Here is an 18,517-nt window from a genome sequence, read left to right as displayed (position 1 = left end):
TGTCTTACAACATTTTTTGACTGCTTTCGGTCATTTTTTGCCTAGTTTTTTGCGACCACCCACGATAGGGATCAAAAAGACGGCACGGCAGAAAATCACGATGTCCAAGAAATCCAGACGCCATGACCAGATCCTCAGGCTCGTCGAGGCGAACCCGTCCATTCGCGTGACCGAACTGGCGGCCGATCTGGGGGTCTCCAGCGAAACCGTCCGCCGCGACCTGACCGAACTGGACGAAACCGGGCGGATCAAACGCACCTATGGCGGCGCTGTGCGCACGACCTCGTTCGAGCCCGCGCTGGCGGAACGGCTGAAGCTTCATATCGAGGCGCGGGAGACAATCGCCCGCATCGCGGTCGCGCGTCTCGGCGATGCCGACAGCCTGTTCATCGGCGGCGGGGCGACGACGCGGCTGTTCGCCCGCGCGCTCCGCGGCATCGACAGGCCGCTCACCGTCCTGACCCCGGCGGTCAATCTGGTGACCGAATTGGCGCAGAACCCGCTGATCCAGGTCATGTCCCTGCCCGGCATCGTCGAACCCAACGAAGGGCTGGTCTATGGCGCGGAAACCATCAAGTGCATAAAACAGTTCCGCACCCAGGTCGCGGTGATGGGCGCCTCGGGCGTCGACGAAGACGGGGTTAGCGAGGCGCTGCTGAACTCGGCGCAGGTCTATTCGGCCATGATCGAGGCCGCGGACCGCACCATGATCCTGGCCGATGCCTCGAAATTCAACTCCAGGTCGCTGCAGCAGATCATCGGCTGGAACGACGATGTCAGCCTGATCGCCGAACGGGAACCACCGCCGGCGCTGCGCGACGCGATCCGGAAAAGCGGCGCTGAGATGATCACCGGATCCTGACACCGGCCGGGGCTGCCCCGGCACAGCCGCATCGCGACCGGCGCGAGGGAGGCGCCCAGACTGATGACTGACACCCCCGGCCACGGGTCCAACCGCTGGAAACGTTTCGACGACTGGGACGACCGCCCGCTCCGGCGGGACCAGTTCGCCGTCGAGGATCCGGAGAACGGCTTTGCCGCCTTTGACGGTGCCGCCGACCCCAGGCCGGGCCTGACCTTTGCCGACGGACGGGTGGCGTCGATGGATGGTGTCGCCGCCGAAGATTTCGACCTGATCGACGCCTTCATCGCGACCTATCACATCGACCCGGACATCGCCGCAGAGGCGATGGCGATCCCGTCATCGCAGCTGGCCCGCATGCTGGTCGACATGAACGTGCCGCGCACCGATCTGACCCGGCTCGCCCGCGGTCTGACGCCGGCCAGGCTGGCCGAGACCGTGGCACAGCTCAACGCCATGGAGATCGCCTTTGCCTATTCCAAGATGCGGGCCCGGCGCACGCCGGGAAACCAGGCCCATGTGACCAATGCCAAGGACGACCCGCTGCAACTGGCCGCCGACGCCGCCATCGCCGTAGCACTCGGCTTTGACGAGATCGAAACCACCATGCGGGTCGCGCAGAATTCGTGGTCGAACGCGCTGGCCTGCTGCGTGGGTGCCGCCGTCGGCCGGGGGGACACGCTGTTCCAATGTTCCAGCGAGGAAGCCGAAGAGCTCGAGATCGGCATGAGCGGTTTCACCTCCTATGCCGAAACGGTTTCGGTCTACGGCACCGAGAGCGCGTTCGTCGATGGTGACGACACGCCGTGGTCCAAGGCCTGGCTCACCGCCGCCTATGCCTCGCGCGGTATCAAGATGCGCTGCACCTCGGGCGCGGCGGCCGAGTTGCTGATGGGCTTTCACGAAGCCAAGTCCCTGCTCTACCTCGAAGCCCGCTGCCTGTGCCTGCAACGCGGCATGGGCGCCCAGGGCACCCAGAACGGCGGGATCGACGGCGCCCCGCTCGCCGCCTCGATCCCCGGAGGCGTGCGCGAAATCCTGGCCGAGAACCTGCTGGCGGTGTGGCTGGATCTCGAATGCGCCTCGGGCAACGACGCGCGCCATTCGGAATCCGAGATGCGGGTCGCGGCCAAGGTGCTGCCCTTCCTGATCGGCGGGTCGGACCTGATCTGTTCGGGGTTCGGCAGCATCCTGAAATACGACAATTCGTTCAACCCCTCGTCCTTCAACGGCGAGGAGCTCGAGGAATTTCTCGTTCTCCAGCGCGATTTCGAGGCCGATGGCGGCCTGACCGCGATCGGCGGGGACGCGGCGCTCGATCTCAGGCGGCGGGCCATCGACGCCCTGTCGCATGTGCTGCGGGATCTCGGGCTCGCGCAGGCCAGCGACGCGATGAAACGCTCGGTCGCGGTCGCCTCCGGCTCGAACGAAACCGACAGCTTTTCGCCGCGCGACGTGGCGGTGATCAGCACACGGATCCGCGAGGCGGGCATTTCGGTTCTGGATGTGATCCGGTCGCTGCACCGAGGCGGGTTCGTGCCCGAGGCGGAAAACCTGCTGTCGCTGGTCAAGCTGCGCGTCTCCGGCGACTACCTGCAGACCTCGGCCATCATCCGCGACGGCCGCGTGCTGAGCGCGGTCAACGATCCGAACAATTACACCGGTCCGGGGTCCGGGTACCGGCTGACCGAACATCGGCGCCGGGAACTGGCCCAAATCCGTGGCGTGCTCGACCGCGACGAGGTCCTGCGCGCCGAGGCGGCCAGCGAAATCCGCGAGGCGCGCGCGATCCGGTATCGGACCATGGGCCCCGCCACGGCCGGCACCGACCCGCAAGAGATCGTCGTCGGCATCAGCCCCGCCTTCGGCACCCGGATCTTCCGGACCCTCGCCGGGCACCCGCTCAGCGCCGTGCTGCGCGCGCTGCGTGCGGGCATCGAACAGGGCGGCGGCCGGATGCGGATCGTCCGGCTCCTTCATACCGCCGACACCTCGTTTCTCGGGCTCAGCGCCGCGCGGCTGTCGGGGTCGGGCGTGGGCATCGGCATCCAGTCCAAGGGCACCGCCGTGATCCACCGCGCGGATCGCCTGCCGCACAACAATCTCGAACTGTTCTCGAACGCGCCGATCACCGGGCTCGACCATTACCGGGCGATGGGGGTCAACGCCACGGTCTATGCGCGCGGCGCATTGCCCGAACCGGTGGTCGTGCCCGCGACGGGCGACGCGCTCGGCGCGCGGTTCCACGCCCGCGTCGCCCTGACCTATGCGATCGAAACCTCGATGACCGAAGACGACGCCGCGCCGGAGACCGTCGAGATCACCTTTCTGGAGGACCGCGCATGAGCGACCACCGCCCGACCGCCCGCGACTATCCGCTGGCCGAAACCGCGCCCGACCGGGTCACCGGCAGCCGGGGCAGGACGCTGGACGAACTGACGCTGCAGCGCGCGCTCAGCGGCGAGATCGGCATGGAGGATCTGCGGATCACCGCCGGCGCATTGCGGGCGCAGGCGGATGTCGCCCGCTCCGTCGCCCGCGACGCGCTGGCTGAAAACTTCGAACGCGCGGCCGAGATGACGCGCCTGCCACAGGACGAGATCATGGCGATCTACGAATTGCTGCGCCCGGGACGGGCCCGGTCGCGCGACGATCTCGCCGCCGCGGCCGCACGCCTCAGGACCGAGTTCGACGCGCCACGGCTGGCCGCCTTTGTCGACGAGGCCGCCGGGCTCTACCAGAAACGCGGACTGTTCCGCACGCGATACTGACCGCGCAAACCTCGCAACGGGAGACCGACATGCTGCTTGATGACAGGGTGGCCTTCGTCACCGCCGCCGGGTCCGGCATCGGTGCCGCCGGTGCGCGGGCGCTGGCCCGCGATGGCGCCCATGTGGTCGTCACCGACCGGGACCGGCGGGCCGCCGAAACCGTTGCCGCCGCGATTCGGCAGGCGGGCCACCGGGCCGAGGCGCTGGCGCTCGACGTGACCGATGACGCCGCCCTGCGCGCGGCCATCGCCGGCACCGCCAAGCGCCACGGGCGGCTCGATATCCTGCATTCCCATGCCGGCCTGCAGATCGAAGGCAGGCTCGAACAGGTCACCGCTGACGAGATGGACGCCTCATGGGCGCTCAACGTGCGGTCCCATTTCGTCGCGGCACAGGCGGCGCTGGCGCCGATGCGCGCCCGCGGCAAGGGCAGCGTCATCATCACCTCGTCCAATTCCGGCGTGCAGTATGACCGCGAAATGATCGCCTATTGCACCACCAAACACGCCGTGCTGGCGATGGCCCGGCAGATGGCGGCGGATTACGCGCATGAGAACATCCGCTTCAACCTGCTGTGCCCCGGCTTCATCGACACCCCCTTCAATCGCGGCTTCGAGGCGCAGATGGGCGGGCGCGACAAGCTGGAGGACTATGTCTCGACCGCGATCCCGATGGGGCGGTTCGGCACGGTGGACGAGATTGCCGAGGGCATCGTCTATCTGGCGTCGGACCGGTCGTCCTTCATGACCGGCCATGCGCTGGTGATCGACGGGGGCGAATCCGTCTGAGCCCCGGCGCGTTGCAGATCGTGCTGTTTCCGTCGATCCAGCTGTGTATTCTGGTTGTCGCGGTGAACATGCTGGGCGACTGGCTGCGCGATGCGCTGAACCCGAAACTTCGATAAGGGACCGTGCCGATGTCTTCGCTCTTGATACAGAATGTCCGCATCATGGACGGCGAAGCCGCCGATATCCTGATCCGGGACGGTGTCGTCTCGCGGATCGCGCCGGGTATCGAGGCCCCGGACGTGCCGGTCGAACCCGGCGGCGGCCTTATCGCCATTCCCGGCCTCGTCGATGCCCATACCCACCTGGACAAGTCGCTGCTGGGCTGGCCCTGGTACAAAAACGATGTCGGCGGGGCGAGCCTGACGGCGATGATCGAGAACGAGCGCAACATGAAGAAATCGCTCGGCCTCGACCCGCATGTGCAGTCGATGCGCCACGCGCTGAAGACCGCCGCGCTGGGCACCACGCTGATCCGCAGCCATGTCGACATCGACACCGATGCCGGCCTGCGCGCGATGGAAGGGGTGATGGAAACCGCCGCCCGGCTCGCCGATGTGGTCGAGATCGAGACCGTCGCCTTTCCCCAGTCCGGGCTGATGATCCGCGAAGGCACCGCCGAACTGATGGACCGGGCGCTGGCCATGGGCGCCGACCTGGTCGGCGGGCTGGACCCCTGCGGCGTGGATCGCGACCCCAAGGGCCATCTCGACACCGTTTTCGGGCTTGCCGACAAGCACGGCAAGGGCATCGACATCCACCTGCACGAACGCGGCGAACTCGGGATGTTCTCGATGGACATGATCCTCGACCGCGCCGCGGCGCTGGGGATGCACGGGCTGGTGACGATTTCCCATGCCTTCTGCCTCGGGATGCCGGATTTCCAGCGTGTCGAGGCGATGCTCGAACGGCTGGCCGCGCTGGATGTGCGCATCATGACCACGGCGCCGACCTCGTCGCCCGCCCCGTTGGTGAAGCAGCTCGACGCGCATGGCATCCGCATCGGCGCCGGCAATGACGGCATCCAGGACACCTGGGGCCCCTACGGCAACGGCGACATGCTGGAGCGGGCCAAGTTCGTCGGCCTGCGCAACAACCTGCGCATGGATGCCGAGGTGAAACGCGCGCTCGACATCTGCACCGGCGGCGGTGCCGAGGCGATGGCCAGGCCGCGCCGCGCGCTGGAGACCGGCGCGCCGGGCGACGTGGTTCTGGTCGCGGGCGAAACGGTGGCCGAGGCGGTCGTCACCCACGCCCCGCGCAAGCTGGTGGTCAAGGGCGGGCGCGTCACCGCGCGCGACGGCGCCACCCTGGTCGCGGCCCCATGACCCGGTTCGCCGACATCCCCCTCGGCACCCGCCCGCGGGGCCGCTGGGCCATCGCGGCGCGCTGGCTGGTGGCCGATACGCCATCCGGGCGCCGTCTCGTCCGCGATGGCGAGGTGGTGATCGACGGCGACACCGTGATCCATGCGGGCAACCGCTTTGGCGGCGATGTCGCGGCGCGGTTCGACATGGGCGAGGCGCTGGTCGCGCCGGGCTTCGTCGATCTCGATGCGCTGTCGGATCTCGACACCACGCTGCTGGCCTATGACAACTGGCCCGGCGAACGGAAGGGGCGGGTCTGGCCGCGCTCCTATGTCGAGCGCGGCCCCTACGAGATGTATACGCCCGGGGAACTGGCGTTCCAGAAACGCTATGCCTTTGCCCAGCTCCTGCTGAACGGGATCACCACGGCGGCGCCGATCGCCTCGCTCTTCTACCGGGAATGGGGCGAAACGGCGGCCGAGTTCGAGGCCGCGGCCCGCGCGGCGCAGGATCTCGGGCTGCGCGTCTGGCTCGGCCCCGCCTACCGGTCCGGCGGCATGGTGGTCGAGGCCGATGGCCGGATCACCGCCGAATTCGACGAGGACCGGGGGCTGCGGGGGCTGGCCGAGGCCATCGCCTTTGCGGAACGATGGCAGGGCCACGGGCTGGTCAGCCCGATGCTCGCCCCCGACCGGGTCGAGACCTGCACCGAACCCCTGCTGAGACGGACGATGCGGGCGGCGGAGGATCTGGACTGCCCGGTGCGCCTGCACATGGCGCAGGGCATGATGGAGCTGGACACGGTCCGCGCCCTTCACGGCAGGACCGCGCCGGACTGGCTCGGCGGGCTGGGGCTGCTGAGCCCCCGCCTGCTGGCGCCGCACGCCACCGTCGCGACACCGGACGACCTGCGCCGCTACGCCGATGCCGGCGTGACCGTCATCCACTGCCCGCTGGTCAGCGCCCGCCACGGCAGCGCGCTGCGATCCTTCCGGAAACTGCGCGACATGGGCATTCGCGTCGCCATGGGCACCGACACCGCGCCGCCCGACATGGTGCTGAACATGGCGGTCGGCATGATGATGTGCCGCATCGCGGAAAACGACATCGCCGCCTGCACGGCAGCGGAGTTCCTCGACGCCGCGACGCGGGACGGGGCCGCCGCCCTGGGCCGCGACGATATCGGCGTGCTGCGCGCCGGCGGCAAGGCGGATATCGCCGTCTTCGACCTGGCCGATCCCGCGATGGCGCCGACCATCGACCCGGTGCAGACGCTGATCCTCGGCGCGACCGGCCGCGTCACCCGCGCCACCATCGTCGACGGGCGCCTGTCGATGCGCGATGGCCGGGTCGCCGGGCTCGACATGGCCGGGGCCCGCGCCCGGGCGCAGGCCCAGTTCGACGGGCTGCGCGCCCGATACCCCGACCGCACCGCCGGGCATCCCCCGGTAACCGAAATCTTCCCCCCCGCCTATCCGCCCCTCGACACACAACAAACGTGAAAGGGCCCGGAACCCTCCGCATCGGGTGATGCGTGTTTCCCCTCTTGTCGCATGGCGGTTGATCCGCCCACCGGAACAGGCGGAACCGCGTGGGTCACGCTGCGGCCCGGTGGCGGCCGCAGCCGGTGGCATCCGGCGGCACAATATGTCGCAGGCTTTCCCGGCAAGCCTGCCGAAAGACCGGTTGTGGCTGGCAGGCCAAAGGCTATGACAGGCTGAACCGACCTTTTTCCCGCATCAAGGAGACGACCATGCGTACTGGCGCAAAACTTCCCGATGTCACATTCCGCACCCGCGTTCGCGACGAATCCGTCGGCGGACCGAACCCCTATCGCTGGCAGGATGTCACCACCGGCGATCTCTTTGCCGGCAAGCGGGTTGTCCTGATCGGCCTGCCCGGCGCGTTCACCCCCACCTGCTCGACCCGGCAGCTGCCCGGCTTCGACGAACAGGCGGGGGATTTCCGCGCCGAGGGCATCGACGAGATCTATTGCGTCTCGGTCAACGACGCCTTCGTGATGAACAAGTGGGCCGAACATCTGGGCCTGAAGACCATCAGGATGATCCCCGACGGCTCGGGCGAACTGACCCGCAAGCTGGGAATGCTGGTGCGCAAGGACAACCTGGGCTTTGGCCTGCGGTCGTGGCGCTATGCGGCGGTGATCGAAAACGGCACCGTCCGGGCATGGTTCGAAGAGCCGGGCCTGTGCGACAACGCGCCCGACGATCCCTATGGCGCCTCGACGCCCGAGGCGGTTCTGGACTGGCTGCGGACCGCGCAGACCGCCGACGCGGCCTGAACCGGCATCCGGGCGGGCGGCTGTCGCGGCCCGGCATGATCGACCACGCGGCCGGCGACATCGGGTTCGCCGGCCGCGCGCTTCAGGCGGATGTCGCGTCCCGCCTGCCGCGCCAGAGGATGAACAGGCCGGACAGCACGATCAGGCCCGAGCCGACCAGCATCGACGCGCTCAGGCTCTCGCCGAAGAACGCGATCCCGAAACCCACGCCGAACAGCAGGCGCGAATAGCGGAACGGCGTGACCGCCGATACCTCGCCGGTGCGCATCGCCGTCATCAGGCAGGAATAGCCCACCACCCCGGCCAGCACCGCCGCCGCCAGATGGCCCCACGCGCCGGTCGCGGGCACCACCAGGGGCGCACCCTGCCAGGCCGAGTAGATCGCCCCGGCCAGCACGATCGCCAGGAAACCGTAGAGCCCCAGGATGCGCGTGCTCAGCGCGATCGGCGCCGCGCGGCTGGCCAGGTCGCGCCCGGCAAAGCCGATCATGCCCAGCACCGCCAGGATCGACAGCGCGGAAAAGCTGTCAGTTCCCGGCTGCACGATGGCCACCACGCCGACCAGCCCGGTGACGATGGCCAGCCACCTGCGCCAGCCGACCCGTTCGCCGAACACCAGCGCCGCGCCGGCAACGACGACCAGCGGCGTCGCCTGCAGGATCACGGTCGCGGCCGACAGCGGCGTCAGCGCGATCGCCAGCCCGTAGAACAGCCGGCCGACGATCTCGAACACGGCGCGGATGCGCATCGGGCGCGACAGCACATCCGGATCGAACAGCGCTTCGCCGTTGAACCGCGCCAGGGTGGCGAACACCGCCGCGCCGCCCAGCCCGAACAGGATCAGCACCTGCCCGATGGGCACGGTGATCGACGCCGCCTTGAGAAAGGCGTCCTCGATCGCAAAGGCGGCCATCGCCGCGACCATCCAGATGCTGCCCAGCAGGTTGGCCCTGCCATCGGTCCTGATGCCAACCGTCATGGATCCGCCCCTCGTTCCCCACGCCCTTAGAGCGATTACGGACGGGCCGGGCAAGACCCGTTTGCGGCCGCCGGGGCGGGCCGTGATCCGCGTTCAGGGATCGATCACCGCACCGGGAAAGTGTTTCTCGCGCCGCGCCTGCAGGTTCAGGTCGATCTCGCGCAACAGGCCCTCGCGGCGCAGCCGCGTGACCAGTTCCGGGCTGGCGGCGGCAACCTCGTCGAAAAAGGCCCGCAGACCGGCCTCGCCTTCGCTGCGGGCGATCCGATCCAGCAACGCGTGCAGCGTCGCCCCGTTTTTCGCCGCCGGCGGCAGCTCGGCGCGATACGCGCCCCGGTCCAGCCGATATTGGAACGCGGCGATCCAGGCCTCCCAGTCCCCGGCATGACGATGACACAGCGCCAGCGCCTCCCCGGCCTCGGCCTCGCCGGGGTTCATCACATCGCCCTGGAACGCGTTGTGGATCCGGAACGCGATACCGTCGAGCCCGGTGCGCAGAAACACCTTGCCCGCGACGTGGCTGAGAAAGCCGCCGGTGACGAAGGTTCCGAAATTGGGGTAGAGCCGCGCCACGGTGGGCCGCCGTTCGGGCCCCGGCGGGATGAACGCCTTGAACATCCCCTCGCTGCCCGCCAGCGCCTCCATCGGACGCATGCGCGCGGTCAGCGTCCCCGGCGGCAGCGCCGCGAGCGCCGCCGCGACACTGGCCCCGGGCGCCAGGAATTCATCCACGTCGATATGCGCCAGCCAGTCGACCTCGGCACGGCGGGCATAGGCATGGGTGGCATTCACGCTCTGCCGGACCTGGTGCTTGTTCGGCCGCCCCCCGCGCCGGCGCCACCACCGGTCGTCGCACTCCGTCACCCGCAGCTTGGGATGCGCCCCGAGCACCTCGCGGGCCGGGTTGGGAGCGTCGAGATAGAGGTAGATCCGGTGCGCCCCCAGGTCGAGATGATAGGCCGCGAAGTCGAGAATTGCCCGCGGCGATGCCTTGATCGTCGCGACCACGCCCCAGCGGGGCAGGTTCGGCTCCGGGCTCAGGTCATCATCTCCTTGGTGGCCGACAGGCGCAGCTCCGGATAATCGCGTTCGATCCGGTCGATATCCCATTGCAGGCGCGTGAGATACACCACGTCCCCGTCATGGTCATGGGCGATATGCTGCTTGTTGACGGTCATGAACCGGTCCAGCGCCGCCTTGTCACCCGTCACCCACCGGGCCGAGGTGAATTGCGACGCCTCGAACCGCACCGGCAGCCCGTATTCCAGTTCGATCCGGCTGGCGAGCACCTCGAATTGCAGGGCGCCGACCACGCCGACGATATGGCCCGCCCCGATGGCCGGCTTGAACACCTTGGCCGCGCCTTCCTCGGCGAACTGCATCAGCGCCTTTTCCAGGTGCTTGGCCTTCATCGGATCGCCCGCACGCACGCCCTGCAGCAATTCGGGGGCAAAGGACGGGATGCCGGTCACCCGCAGCGCCTCGCCCTCGGTCAGCGTGTCGCCGATGCGCAACTGCCCGTGGTTCGGAATGCCGATGATGTCGCCCGCCCAGGCCTCTTCGGCCAGTTCCCGGTCGGCGGCCAGGAACAACACCGGGTTCGACACCGCCATCGGCTTTTTCGATCGCACATGGGTCAGCTTCATGCCCCGCCGGAAATGACCCGAGGCCATGCGCAGGAACGCCACGCGGTCACGGTGCTTGGGATCCATGTTGGCCTGCACCTTGAACACGAAACCGGCCACCTTGTTCTCGTCGGGGGAAATCTGCCGCGGCTGGGCGCGCTGCGGCTGCGGTTCGGGGCCATAGGCGGCAATGCCGTCCATCAACTCCTTCACCCCGAAGGAGTTGATCGCCGAGCCGAACCAGATCGGGGTCATGTGACCCTCCAGCACCGCCTGCGGATCGAGCCGCGGCAACAATTCGCGCGCCATCTCGACCTCTTCCAGCAGCGTATCCAGCAGATGCGCCGGCACATGTTCGGCCAGCTTTGGATCGTCCAGACCTGCAATCTCGATGCTCTCGGCCACCTTGTTCCGGTCGGCCCGGTCCATCAGTTCCAGCCGGTCCCGCAGCATGTCGTAGCAGCCGATGAATTCGCGCCCCTGCCCGATGGGCCAGCTGGCCGGCGTCACGTCGATCGCCAGCATCTCCTGGATCTCGTCGATGATCTCGAACGTGTCGCGGCTCTCGCGGTCCATCTTGTTGCAGAAGGTCAGGATCGGCAGATCGCGCAGGCGGCAGACCTCGAACAGCTTCCGGGTCTGGCTTTCCACCCCCTTGGCGCCGTCGATCACCATGATCGCCGCGTCCACGGCGGTGAGCGTGCGATAGGTGTCCTCCGAGAAATCGCTGTGCCCCGGCGTGTCCACGAGGTTGAACCGGAACGACCCGAAGTCGAAGGACATCGCACTGGCCGATACCGAGATGCCGCGGTCCTTTTCCATCTGCATGAAATCGGACCGGGTCCGGCGGGCCTCGCCCTTGGCGCGGACCTGCCCCGCCATCTGGATCGCGCCGCCGTAAAGCAGGAACTTCTCGGTCAGCGTCGTCTTGCCCGCATCCGGGTGCGAAATGATCGCAAAGGTGCGGCGGCGGGCGATTTCCGGCGGCAGGCCGGGGCGATTGGGAACGGCGTCGAGCATGACCGCGCGTATAGGTCGGGGCCGGTCCGCACGCAAGATCGACAAACCGCCGGCACCGTCAAATATGGCCCGCGTGGGCGGATATCACAGCGAGGCGGCCGCCCGGCTCGCCTGATCGTAGAGCCCCGACAGCGCCCGCAGATGGGCCGCGACCTCGCGCAGTTCCGCGCCGGCGATACCGGTTCCCGACAGCACGTCCGTCAGGCACTGGTCACGGACCTCGCGATAGCGGTCGCACAGGTCCCGCCCATCGCCCGAGGTCGAATAGAACACTTCCTTGCCGCGCTTGTCCGAGGCCAGCAGACCCAGCCTGAGCAGCTTGCGCAGCGCATAGTTGACCGTATGCGTATCCTCGATGTTGAGCAGGAAACAGATATCCGACAGCCGCTTTTCGCGGCCCCGGTGATTGACGTTGTGCAGCACCAGGATTTCCAGCGGCGACATATCGGGAACGCCGGCCGCGCCCATGCAGCGCTGCACCCAGCGGTAAAACGCGTTGTGCGCGATGATCAGCCCGTATTCGAACTCGGACGCCTCCCATCCCTCGCCTTCCGCCAGATGGCGCGAGGACACGATGCGACGGGTATTCTCTGCAGGCTTGGCCACCCGAACAATCCCAACATTTTGCCAGTATGATACCGCCAAATTGACCGCGAAAGCCGCCGAGATCAAGCCGTCGCGGCCCGTCCCAGGACAGTCGCCAGCCTCCGCAGCACCATTTCGAAACAGCGGCAATACTCGATATCGTCGAATCTCGGCTCTGCGGCCAGAACGCGTTTGCGGGCCGCCGACATCAGCGATCCGTTGCCATAGAGCGGGTGCACCTTGCCGGTGCGCTGCATGTGGGCATAGGCTTCCCCGGCTTCGTGGACCAGGCGCCGGCACAGGCGCGCCCGCGCGCTGGCGGGCACATTCAGCAGCGCCCGCGCGGCGCAGCTTACATCGCCATGCATCAGGGGCCGCATCACGCGGCCCCGCCAAGATCCAGCCCGGCAAACGGACCGGGCCCATAGCGGGCCGAGACCTGGGCCACTTCGATCCGCAGCGGTCCCGCGTCCCGGTCGGCCTCGATCTGCGCCCCGGGATAGGTCCAGCGCGTTTCGCCGACGCTGGCTTCGCGCAGCACCCGGCCATCGCCCATGACCCGCACCAGATACTCCTCGCGCTCTTCGCCCAGCGGGATCTCGCGCAGGTCCCAGCCGTCCCCGTCGATGCGGCTGCGGCGAATCCAGCTGACGCGGCGGCCATCGCTGACGGACCAGCTCTTGAGGTGGCAGGGGGCGTAGGGCCGCAATCCGTTGCCGTCAAAGGCCTCGACCTTGTGCACATAGGACGGATCGTCATATCCGCGCCGCGCGGGACCGATGCGATAATGGCGCGCGATCCGGCGCTGGTTCGCCTTCAGGCCGATCTGCTGCGGCTTGCCATCGAGCAGCACGAACCAGGATCCCTTGGGCCAGGTCTCGGGCATCACCCCGTCGCTCCCGGCCTGCCCGCGCAGACGCCCGCTCAACAGGTAGCTGTTGGTGGCAATCAGATCGGCGCTGCGGAACTGGAACACCTCCCACCGCCCGCTGGACCCGTCACCGATGGCGGCCAGGTTGGCGCCATTCAGGATCGCCGCCGCGTTGCGGGATTCCAGCGCGCCGTTCATCAACCTCACCTGCAACGCCGGGCCTTCGTCCCAGCGTCCGGACGGCGCCCACCCCAGGGGCGACTGCGTGACACCGACGACCGACCGCGATGCGATGATCTCGTCCAGCGCATAGTTTTCGTCCGACGCCGACGCATACAGCGCCACGGTGCCCGGCCACGGCCGCGCGGTGACCGCCAGATAGGGTGCGTGCGGCACTTCATCACCGCTGAGCAGCGGCAGATCCATGAACAGCGGCCGCACCGGCACCGGCGCGACAAAGGGCTTCACCGGGGGCAGGTGCTCGGCCATGTCGGACGGCGTATAGACCGCCGGTTCGATCCTGACCGCGTCCAGAACCTGCATTTCCGCCTGCTCGACGCGGTCGACGCGGTAGAGCCCGGCGCCGTCCTCGTTCGCCAGTTCGACCACATCGCCGGCCCCGATCTCCAGCAGCGATGGCGGCAGCGCAAATCTGGCCGTGTCCCTCGATACCCGCGCCTCGGCCAGCCAGCGTTCGACCACCACGCGACCCTCGGCGCGCGTCATCGACAACGGGATCTCGCTGGTGGACACGGCGTGGGTGGCATCGTCGGCCAGCACGGCCTCTTCGGCCACCACCTCGTGATCCGCGCCCGACTGGACGAACCGCAACCGCACGCGCCCGGACATTTCCGCCTCGGCCGCCCGCGACCGGTCGATCAGCCCGTCGGTCTCGCCGGTATCCGCCAGACTGCCTTCGGGTATCCGGATTGCCCCGCGGCCGTCCCGCATCCAGAACCGCAGCACACCGTCCCGTTCCACCGCATCGAACGCATAGCGCAGCATCAGCGGTTGCAGCCCCGCCCGCGCCGCCTCGACCCGGTCCACCACATATCCCCGCACCGCCCCGTAGAGGCGTGAGGTATCGACCTCGCGCAGCCCCGAACGCCGGCAGACCTCGTCCACCACCGACGCCAGCGTCCGCGTTCCGACCCGCCCGTTCAGCCAATGGCCGCGCCCATAGTTGATGCCGTCGCTCCACAGCTCGGTATTGTTCGGAAACGACGGGAACGGACGCGCGTCCCAGGCCCAGACATAGGCATTGTCCAGGTCGATCATCCGGCCGTCATAGACATCTGATCGCGGGTTGTTCGACGACCGCAGCCAATAGCCCAGCATCGCCCGCAGATAGGCAATCTGGATCAGGTCGTCGCGCGTGCCGTTCGAGTATTTCGGCAGCTTGGATTCCGACGATTTCGGATCGAGGAACTTGTTCGGCTGGTTGGTGCCCCTGTCGACCGCCGCGCAGCCGAGTTCGGTGAACCAGATCGGCTTGGACTGGGGAACCCACGCCGTCGGTGTCTTCTTCCGCTTGCCGCCAACCCTTTCGTGATGCCGGTTCGACCACCATCCGCGCAGATCCTTGTAGCGCCAGATCCAGGGCTCCCCGTGTTCCTCGTCGGTGATCGGCGTGCGGATCTGCGCCGCTTCCGCCTCCGGCGAATGGTAGAACCAGTCGAACCCCTCGCCGCCCTCGATATTGGCCTCGAGATAGGCGACCTCGTGGATGTTTTCCCATCCCGCGCGCAGATCGGCATGATCGTCGCCTTCGCGCCAGTCCGACATCGGCATGTAATTGTCGATACCGACGAAATCGATATTGTCATCGGCCCATAGCGGATCGAGATGAAAATACCGGTCGCCGCTGCCGTCCTGCGGCTGATACCCGAAATATTCGGACCAGTCCGCCGCATAGCCGATCTTCACATCGGCCCCGAGCAGCTTGCGCGCCTCCGCCGCGATCTGCCGCAGCTGCGCCACCGCGGCAAAGCCATCGGCGCCACGGATCTGGGTCAGGCCGCGCATCTCAGACCCGATACAGAACGACGCGACACCGCCCGCCGCCGCGCACAGCGCGGCATAGTGCAGTATGAAACGCCGGAACCCCCATTCTTCGGGGCCGGAATAGACCACATGCCCATCCTGCACCGCGAAATCCGCGGCCGTTGCGGCGCCAAAGAACGCCGCCACCTCGGCATCCGCCTGTGCGGTTCCGTCCACCGACCCATCGGTTCCCGGCGCCTTCGAAAGCGTGATCCGCCCCCGCCATGGCAGCTTGGCCTGCTCATCGGCGCCGCTCCAGGGATCGGGCAGCCCGTTGCCGCTCATCTGGTCCATCAGGATGAACGGATAGAACATCACGCGCTTGCCTTGCGACCGCAGATGCCGGATCGCCTCGACCACCGATGCGTCCGTGGGCGTGCCGCCATAGATCGGCCTGTCATTCTGCCGGGCTATCTCCTTGGCCGTGCCGCGCGAAACGCCCGAAACCGTCCAGGGCATGTTTTCGCCATCGAACTCGGCCTTCGCCACCTTCGGCTCCAGCACGCATTCCCCGCAACGCAGATCACCGCCGAACCAGGATACCACCATCGACACCGCGTCACAGCCGGGCAGCTCCTCCGCCAGCGTCTCGGCCGACGCGACGAAATCGGGTTTGCCCGAGGGCGAGTTCAGATTGGCGGCCCACCGGCTTCCCGGCCCGTCGGAGTAATAGACCGGCGTCGTCGCAAGGCTGTATTCCCCGGTGCCGGGGATCAGCGCCACGCCCTTCACGATCCGGGCCAGGTCCACATCGTACTCCCGTGCGCCGGGCTGTTCCGCCCGCACCACCTCGAAGGAAAACTGCGGCACCCTGTTGCCGAACCGCTCGAGCCCGAGATCCTCCATCACCACATAGGCGGTGCCGCGATAGGCCGGCACCCTGCCCGTGCCCTCGACCGCCTCGATCACCGGATCGGGAAGCTGGTTCTTCGTGCCGCGATAGACGCGCATGTTCAGATCGTCGCGCGCCACCTCTTCGCCATCCGCCCAGACCCGGCCGATCGACGCCACTTCGCCCTCGCATACGGCGATGGCGAGAGAGACCGAATAGCTGTAGCTCGTCGTCGCGGGCTGCGATCGGGATCCCTTGCCACCGCCACCGCTGGTGGTCGTCGTTTCCTGGAAATCAGAGGCCCAGATCACCTGGCCTCCCACCCTCATCCTGCCATAGACCTGCGCCAGCGGCGCCCCGTCGCCCGCCTGCGTCAGCCGGAACTTGTCGACCTTGCCGGTCTCGATCGGTTCGCTCCCCGATCCGAGCAGCCGTTCGTCGATCATGCGCCCCGCGACGGCCCCGACCGCGCGCCCGATGATGGCCGTCGAAAGCCCCGCCACCGTGCCCCCGATGGAACCGCCGATTGCCGCGCCGGCGGCTGCAAGAACAATGGTTGCCATCAGCAAACCTCCTTGGGAAATTCGAACACAGCGACGATGCGCCGCCGCCACGGTCCGCTCAGCGGGCTTTCGACCACGCCGTGACCGGAATAGGCGTGGATGAAACTGGCATCCTCCCCGGTCCGCGCGACGATCCCCAGATGCTTGGCCACGCCCCCGGCGCGCATCCGGAACAGGATCACGTCGCCGCACCCGGCCACCGAGCCGGCCTCCCGTTCGACCAGGTGCCGCCGCGCCGCCTGCCACAGCCGCTCCTCGCCCTGCGGCTGCGACCAGTCCATGGTATAGGCGGGCACGGCCTCGGGTTCCTCACCGACCAGTTCGCGCCAGACGCCGCGCACCAGCCCCAGACAATCCGTCCCCGCCCCGCGCAGGGCGGCCTGGTGGCAATAAGGCGTGCCGATCCAGCCGCGCGCCACGCGCACGATATCCTGCCGCCCCGCATTCATCTGAGGCTGCCGCCGGTATTCGCCCCGCTCTGTTTGGGCACCGCCATCATCCAGTCTTCGTCGGGGATGTCGGGAAATCCCTGGAAATTGACGAGGTTGTTGAACTTCAACCGGCAGGTCTCCATCCGCTTGTCGCAGCCCGTGTCCAGCCGGACCACATCGCCCGCCCTGATCTCGGCGCGCAGCGGTTCCCACAGTTCGATCACCCGCTGCCCCGCCTCGACGCGGTCGCGCTTGATCAGCCCCCACAGCCCCTCGGCGGCGCCGGACTGCATGGTCAGCCGGCCGCGCGCGAACCAGCCGACCTCGAAGCCGTCAAGACTGTCCCACCGGAACACCCGCCCGCCGTCGATGCCATCGACCGTGCGCTGGTCGAAATAGCCGGGCGTATCCAGCCTGAACCGGCAATTGCCATCGCCCAGCACCGCCGTGCACGGGCGCTGGTAAACCCGCCCCACCGGCCGGTTCAGCATCTCGGTCAGACCGCGCAGCTCGGCCTGAAACGCACCACCTGCCCGCTTGATTTCACCGATGGACCCGCGAAACTGCAGCCAGCGCATATGCGGCGCGGCCCAGTTCACGATCCAGGCCTCGACCTGCGCCCCGTCGAAACGGCCGGCCTCCACATCGGCCTCGCTTATCGAGGCGTCGCTCAGGGCACCGATGGCTTCGGAATTGTCGACCGCGAGCCCCGTCCCCTGCTGCAGGGCCATCGCCGTCAGGCCGCTGTCCGCCTTGAACCTCGTTCCGGCAAATTCCAGATCGCGGTCGTGATCGGTGAACCCGAATGTTGCGCCATCGGTGCGGGCAACGGTCCAGCAGCGGCAGACCGTGGTCAGGCCGGATTGCAGATGCGCCTTCAGTTCTTCGTTCAGCCCCGCCATCAGACCCGCACCTCCACGACCGGCACGCTTGGCACATCCCCGGCCTGAAAACTGGCGACGCTGGTCTGGATACGGTCCGTGTCAAACCGCACCGGCACATCGAACTCGAACCCGGCCGTGATCTGCATCGTCGCCGCCGGCGGATGCGAAAAGGCGATCAAGCCCGTGGTCAGATCCACGTCGAATTCGACGCCCTCGCGCATCTCGTCCTGTTCGACGCCGACGCGCACGGTGCCCTCAACCGGTTTGACGATCGGGCGATCATAGCTGACGCCCCCCGAACGATAGGTCTTGGTCAGGGCAAAGGTGGATGTCTGCCCGTCCGCCACCGCGATTACCTGATCCCGGAAATCGACCTCGGCCGAGGCCTTGCCCGACTTGTAGTCGGACCAGTCCTTCCAGCGGAACCCGTACATCTGCCCCTGCCGCGCCTCGAAGAAGGCGATCAGGGTTTCGACGTCGTCCAGCGACCGCATCCCCACGCCCGCATCATAGCGCCGCCGCGAATGCGCCCAGGGCGTGTTACGCTCCTCGAACCCATTGGCCAGGGTCACGACATCGGTGCGGCGTTCCGGTCCCCCGATCGACCCGAAACTCAGGCTGGCCGGGAATCTCACCTCGTGAAAACTCATGTCCCCT

Annotated in this window: 16 protein-coding genes; 7 read left to right on the top strand and 9 right to left on the bottom strand. The window is 67.8% G+C overall.

Features of this window, described 5'->3' with window-relative positions; translation table 11 throughout:
- Positions 1 to 100 precede the first annotated feature (100 nt).
- From C6Y53_RS13175 to C6Y53_RS13140, 7 genes are all read left to right on the top strand, one after another.
- The gene (locus C6Y53_RS13175) at positions 101 to 862 is read left to right on the top strand and encodes a DeoR/GlpR family DNA-binding transcription regulator (RefSeq protein WP_106472839.1); all 762 of its coding nucleotides are present in this window, start codon (positions 101 to 103) and stop codon (positions 860 to 862) included.
- Between the two features lie 63 nt (positions 863 to 925).
- Entirely contained in the window at positions 926 to 3,208 is a 2,283-nt protein-coding gene (locus C6Y53_RS13170; protein WP_106472838.1) for a propanediol/glycerol family dehydratase large subunit, read from the top strand.
- Positions 3,205 to 3,633: a diol dehydratase small subunit gene (locus C6Y53_RS13165; RefSeq protein ID WP_106472837.1), complete on the top strand. Its 429-nt coding sequence runs from the start codon at positions 3,205 to 3,207 to the stop codon at positions 3,631 to 3,633. Before C6Y53_RS13170 ends, C6Y53_RS13165 begins: the two co-directional genes overlap by 4 nt.
- A gap of 29 nt (positions 3,634 to 3,662) precedes the next feature.
- A complete protein-coding gene (locus C6Y53_RS13160) occupies positions 3,663 to 4,421 on the top strand; it encodes an SDR family NAD(P)-dependent oxidoreductase (RefSeq protein ID WP_106472836.1) in 759 nt (252 codons plus the stop codon).
- A gap of 128 nt (positions 4,422 to 4,549) precedes the next feature.
- The gene (locus C6Y53_RS13150) at positions 4,550 to 5,746 is read left to right on the top strand and encodes an amidohydrolase family protein (protein ID WP_106471857.1); all 1,197 of its coding nucleotides are present in this window, start codon (positions 4,550 to 4,552) and stop codon (positions 5,744 to 5,746) included.
- Positions 5,743 to 7,227, top strand: coding sequence for a chlorohydrolase family protein (locus C6Y53_RS13145; RefSeq protein ID WP_106472835.1), 1,485 nt, complete (start codon positions 5,743 to 5,745; stop codon positions 7,225 to 7,227). The genes C6Y53_RS13150 and C6Y53_RS13145 overlap by 4 nt, the downstream gene beginning before the upstream one ends.
- Before the next feature lie 251 nt (positions 7,228 to 7,478).
- On the top strand, positions 7,479 to 8,027 hold the full coding sequence (locus tag C6Y53_RS13140; protein WP_106472834.1) for a peroxiredoxin: 549 nt from the start codon (positions 7,479 to 7,481) through the stop codon (positions 8,025 to 8,027).
- Positions 8,028 to 8,109: 82 nt separating this feature from the next.
- Here C6Y53_RS13140 and C6Y53_RS13135 read toward each other — a convergent pair whose 3' ends face one another.
- From C6Y53_RS13135 to C6Y53_RS13095, 9 genes are all read right to left on the bottom strand, one after another.
- Positions 8,110 to 9,006: a DMT family transporter gene (locus C6Y53_RS13135; RefSeq protein ID WP_106472833.1), complete on the bottom strand. Its 897-nt coding sequence runs from the start codon at positions 9,004 to 9,006 to the stop codon at positions 8,110 to 8,112.
- A 93-nt stretch (positions 9,007 to 9,099) separates the two neighbouring features.
- Entirely contained in the window at positions 9,100 to 10,014 is a 915-nt protein-coding gene (locus tag C6Y53_RS13130; RefSeq protein ID WP_244614833.1) for a glycosyltransferase family 2 protein, read from the bottom strand.
- Positions 10,015 to 10,043: 29 nt separating this feature from the next.
- Positions 10,044 to 11,651, bottom strand: coding sequence for a peptide chain release factor 3 (locus tag C6Y53_RS13125; RefSeq protein WP_106472832.1), 1,608 nt, complete (start codon positions 11,649 to 11,651; stop codon positions 10,044 to 10,046).
- Between the two features lie 84 nt (positions 11,652 to 11,735).
- The gene (locus C6Y53_RS13120) at positions 11,736 to 12,257 is read right to left on the bottom strand and encodes a winged helix DNA-binding protein (protein ID WP_106472831.1); all 522 of its coding nucleotides are present in this window, start codon (positions 12,255 to 12,257) and stop codon (positions 11,736 to 11,738) included.
- 62 nt (positions 12,258 to 12,319) lie between these two features.
- Positions 12,320 to 12,616, bottom strand: a complete 297-nt coding sequence (locus C6Y53_RS13115; protein ID WP_106472830.1) for a DUF7742 family protein — start codon at positions 12,614 to 12,616, stop codon at positions 12,320 to 12,322.
- Positions 12,616 to 16,545 (bottom strand): baseplate multidomain protein megatron, encoded by a 3,930-nt coding sequence (locus tag C6Y53_RS13110; RefSeq protein ID WP_106472829.1) that lies wholly within the window; start codon positions 16,543 to 16,545, stop codon positions 12,616 to 12,618. The genes C6Y53_RS13115 and C6Y53_RS13110 overlap by 1 nt, the downstream gene beginning before the upstream one ends.
- Positions 16,545 to 16,994: an NlpC/P60 family protein gene (locus tag C6Y53_RS13105; protein WP_106472828.1), complete on the bottom strand. Its 450-nt coding sequence runs from the start codon at positions 16,992 to 16,994 to the stop codon at positions 16,545 to 16,547. Before C6Y53_RS13105 ends, C6Y53_RS13110 begins: the two co-directional genes overlap by 1 nt.
- Positions 16,991 to 17,878, bottom strand: coding sequence for a DUF2163 domain-containing protein (locus C6Y53_RS13100; RefSeq protein WP_106472827.1), 888 nt, complete (start codon positions 17,876 to 17,878; stop codon positions 16,991 to 16,993). Before C6Y53_RS13100 ends, C6Y53_RS13105 begins: the two co-directional genes overlap by 4 nt.
- Entirely contained in the window at positions 17,878 to 18,510 is a 633-nt protein-coding gene (locus C6Y53_RS13095) for a DUF2460 domain-containing protein (RefSeq protein ID WP_106472826.1), read from the bottom strand. Before C6Y53_RS13095 ends, C6Y53_RS13100 begins: the two co-directional genes overlap by 1 nt.
- Positions 18,511 to 18,517: the final 7 nt, after the last annotated feature.

The sequence above is a fragment of the Pukyongiella litopenaei genome, from assembly GCF_003008555.2.
GTDB classification, from domain to species: Bacteria; Pseudomonadota; Alphaproteobacteria; order Rhodobacterales; family Rhodobacteraceae; genus Pukyongiella; species Pukyongiella litopenaei.
This window is presented reverse-complemented; position numbering and strand designations above follow the sequence as displayed.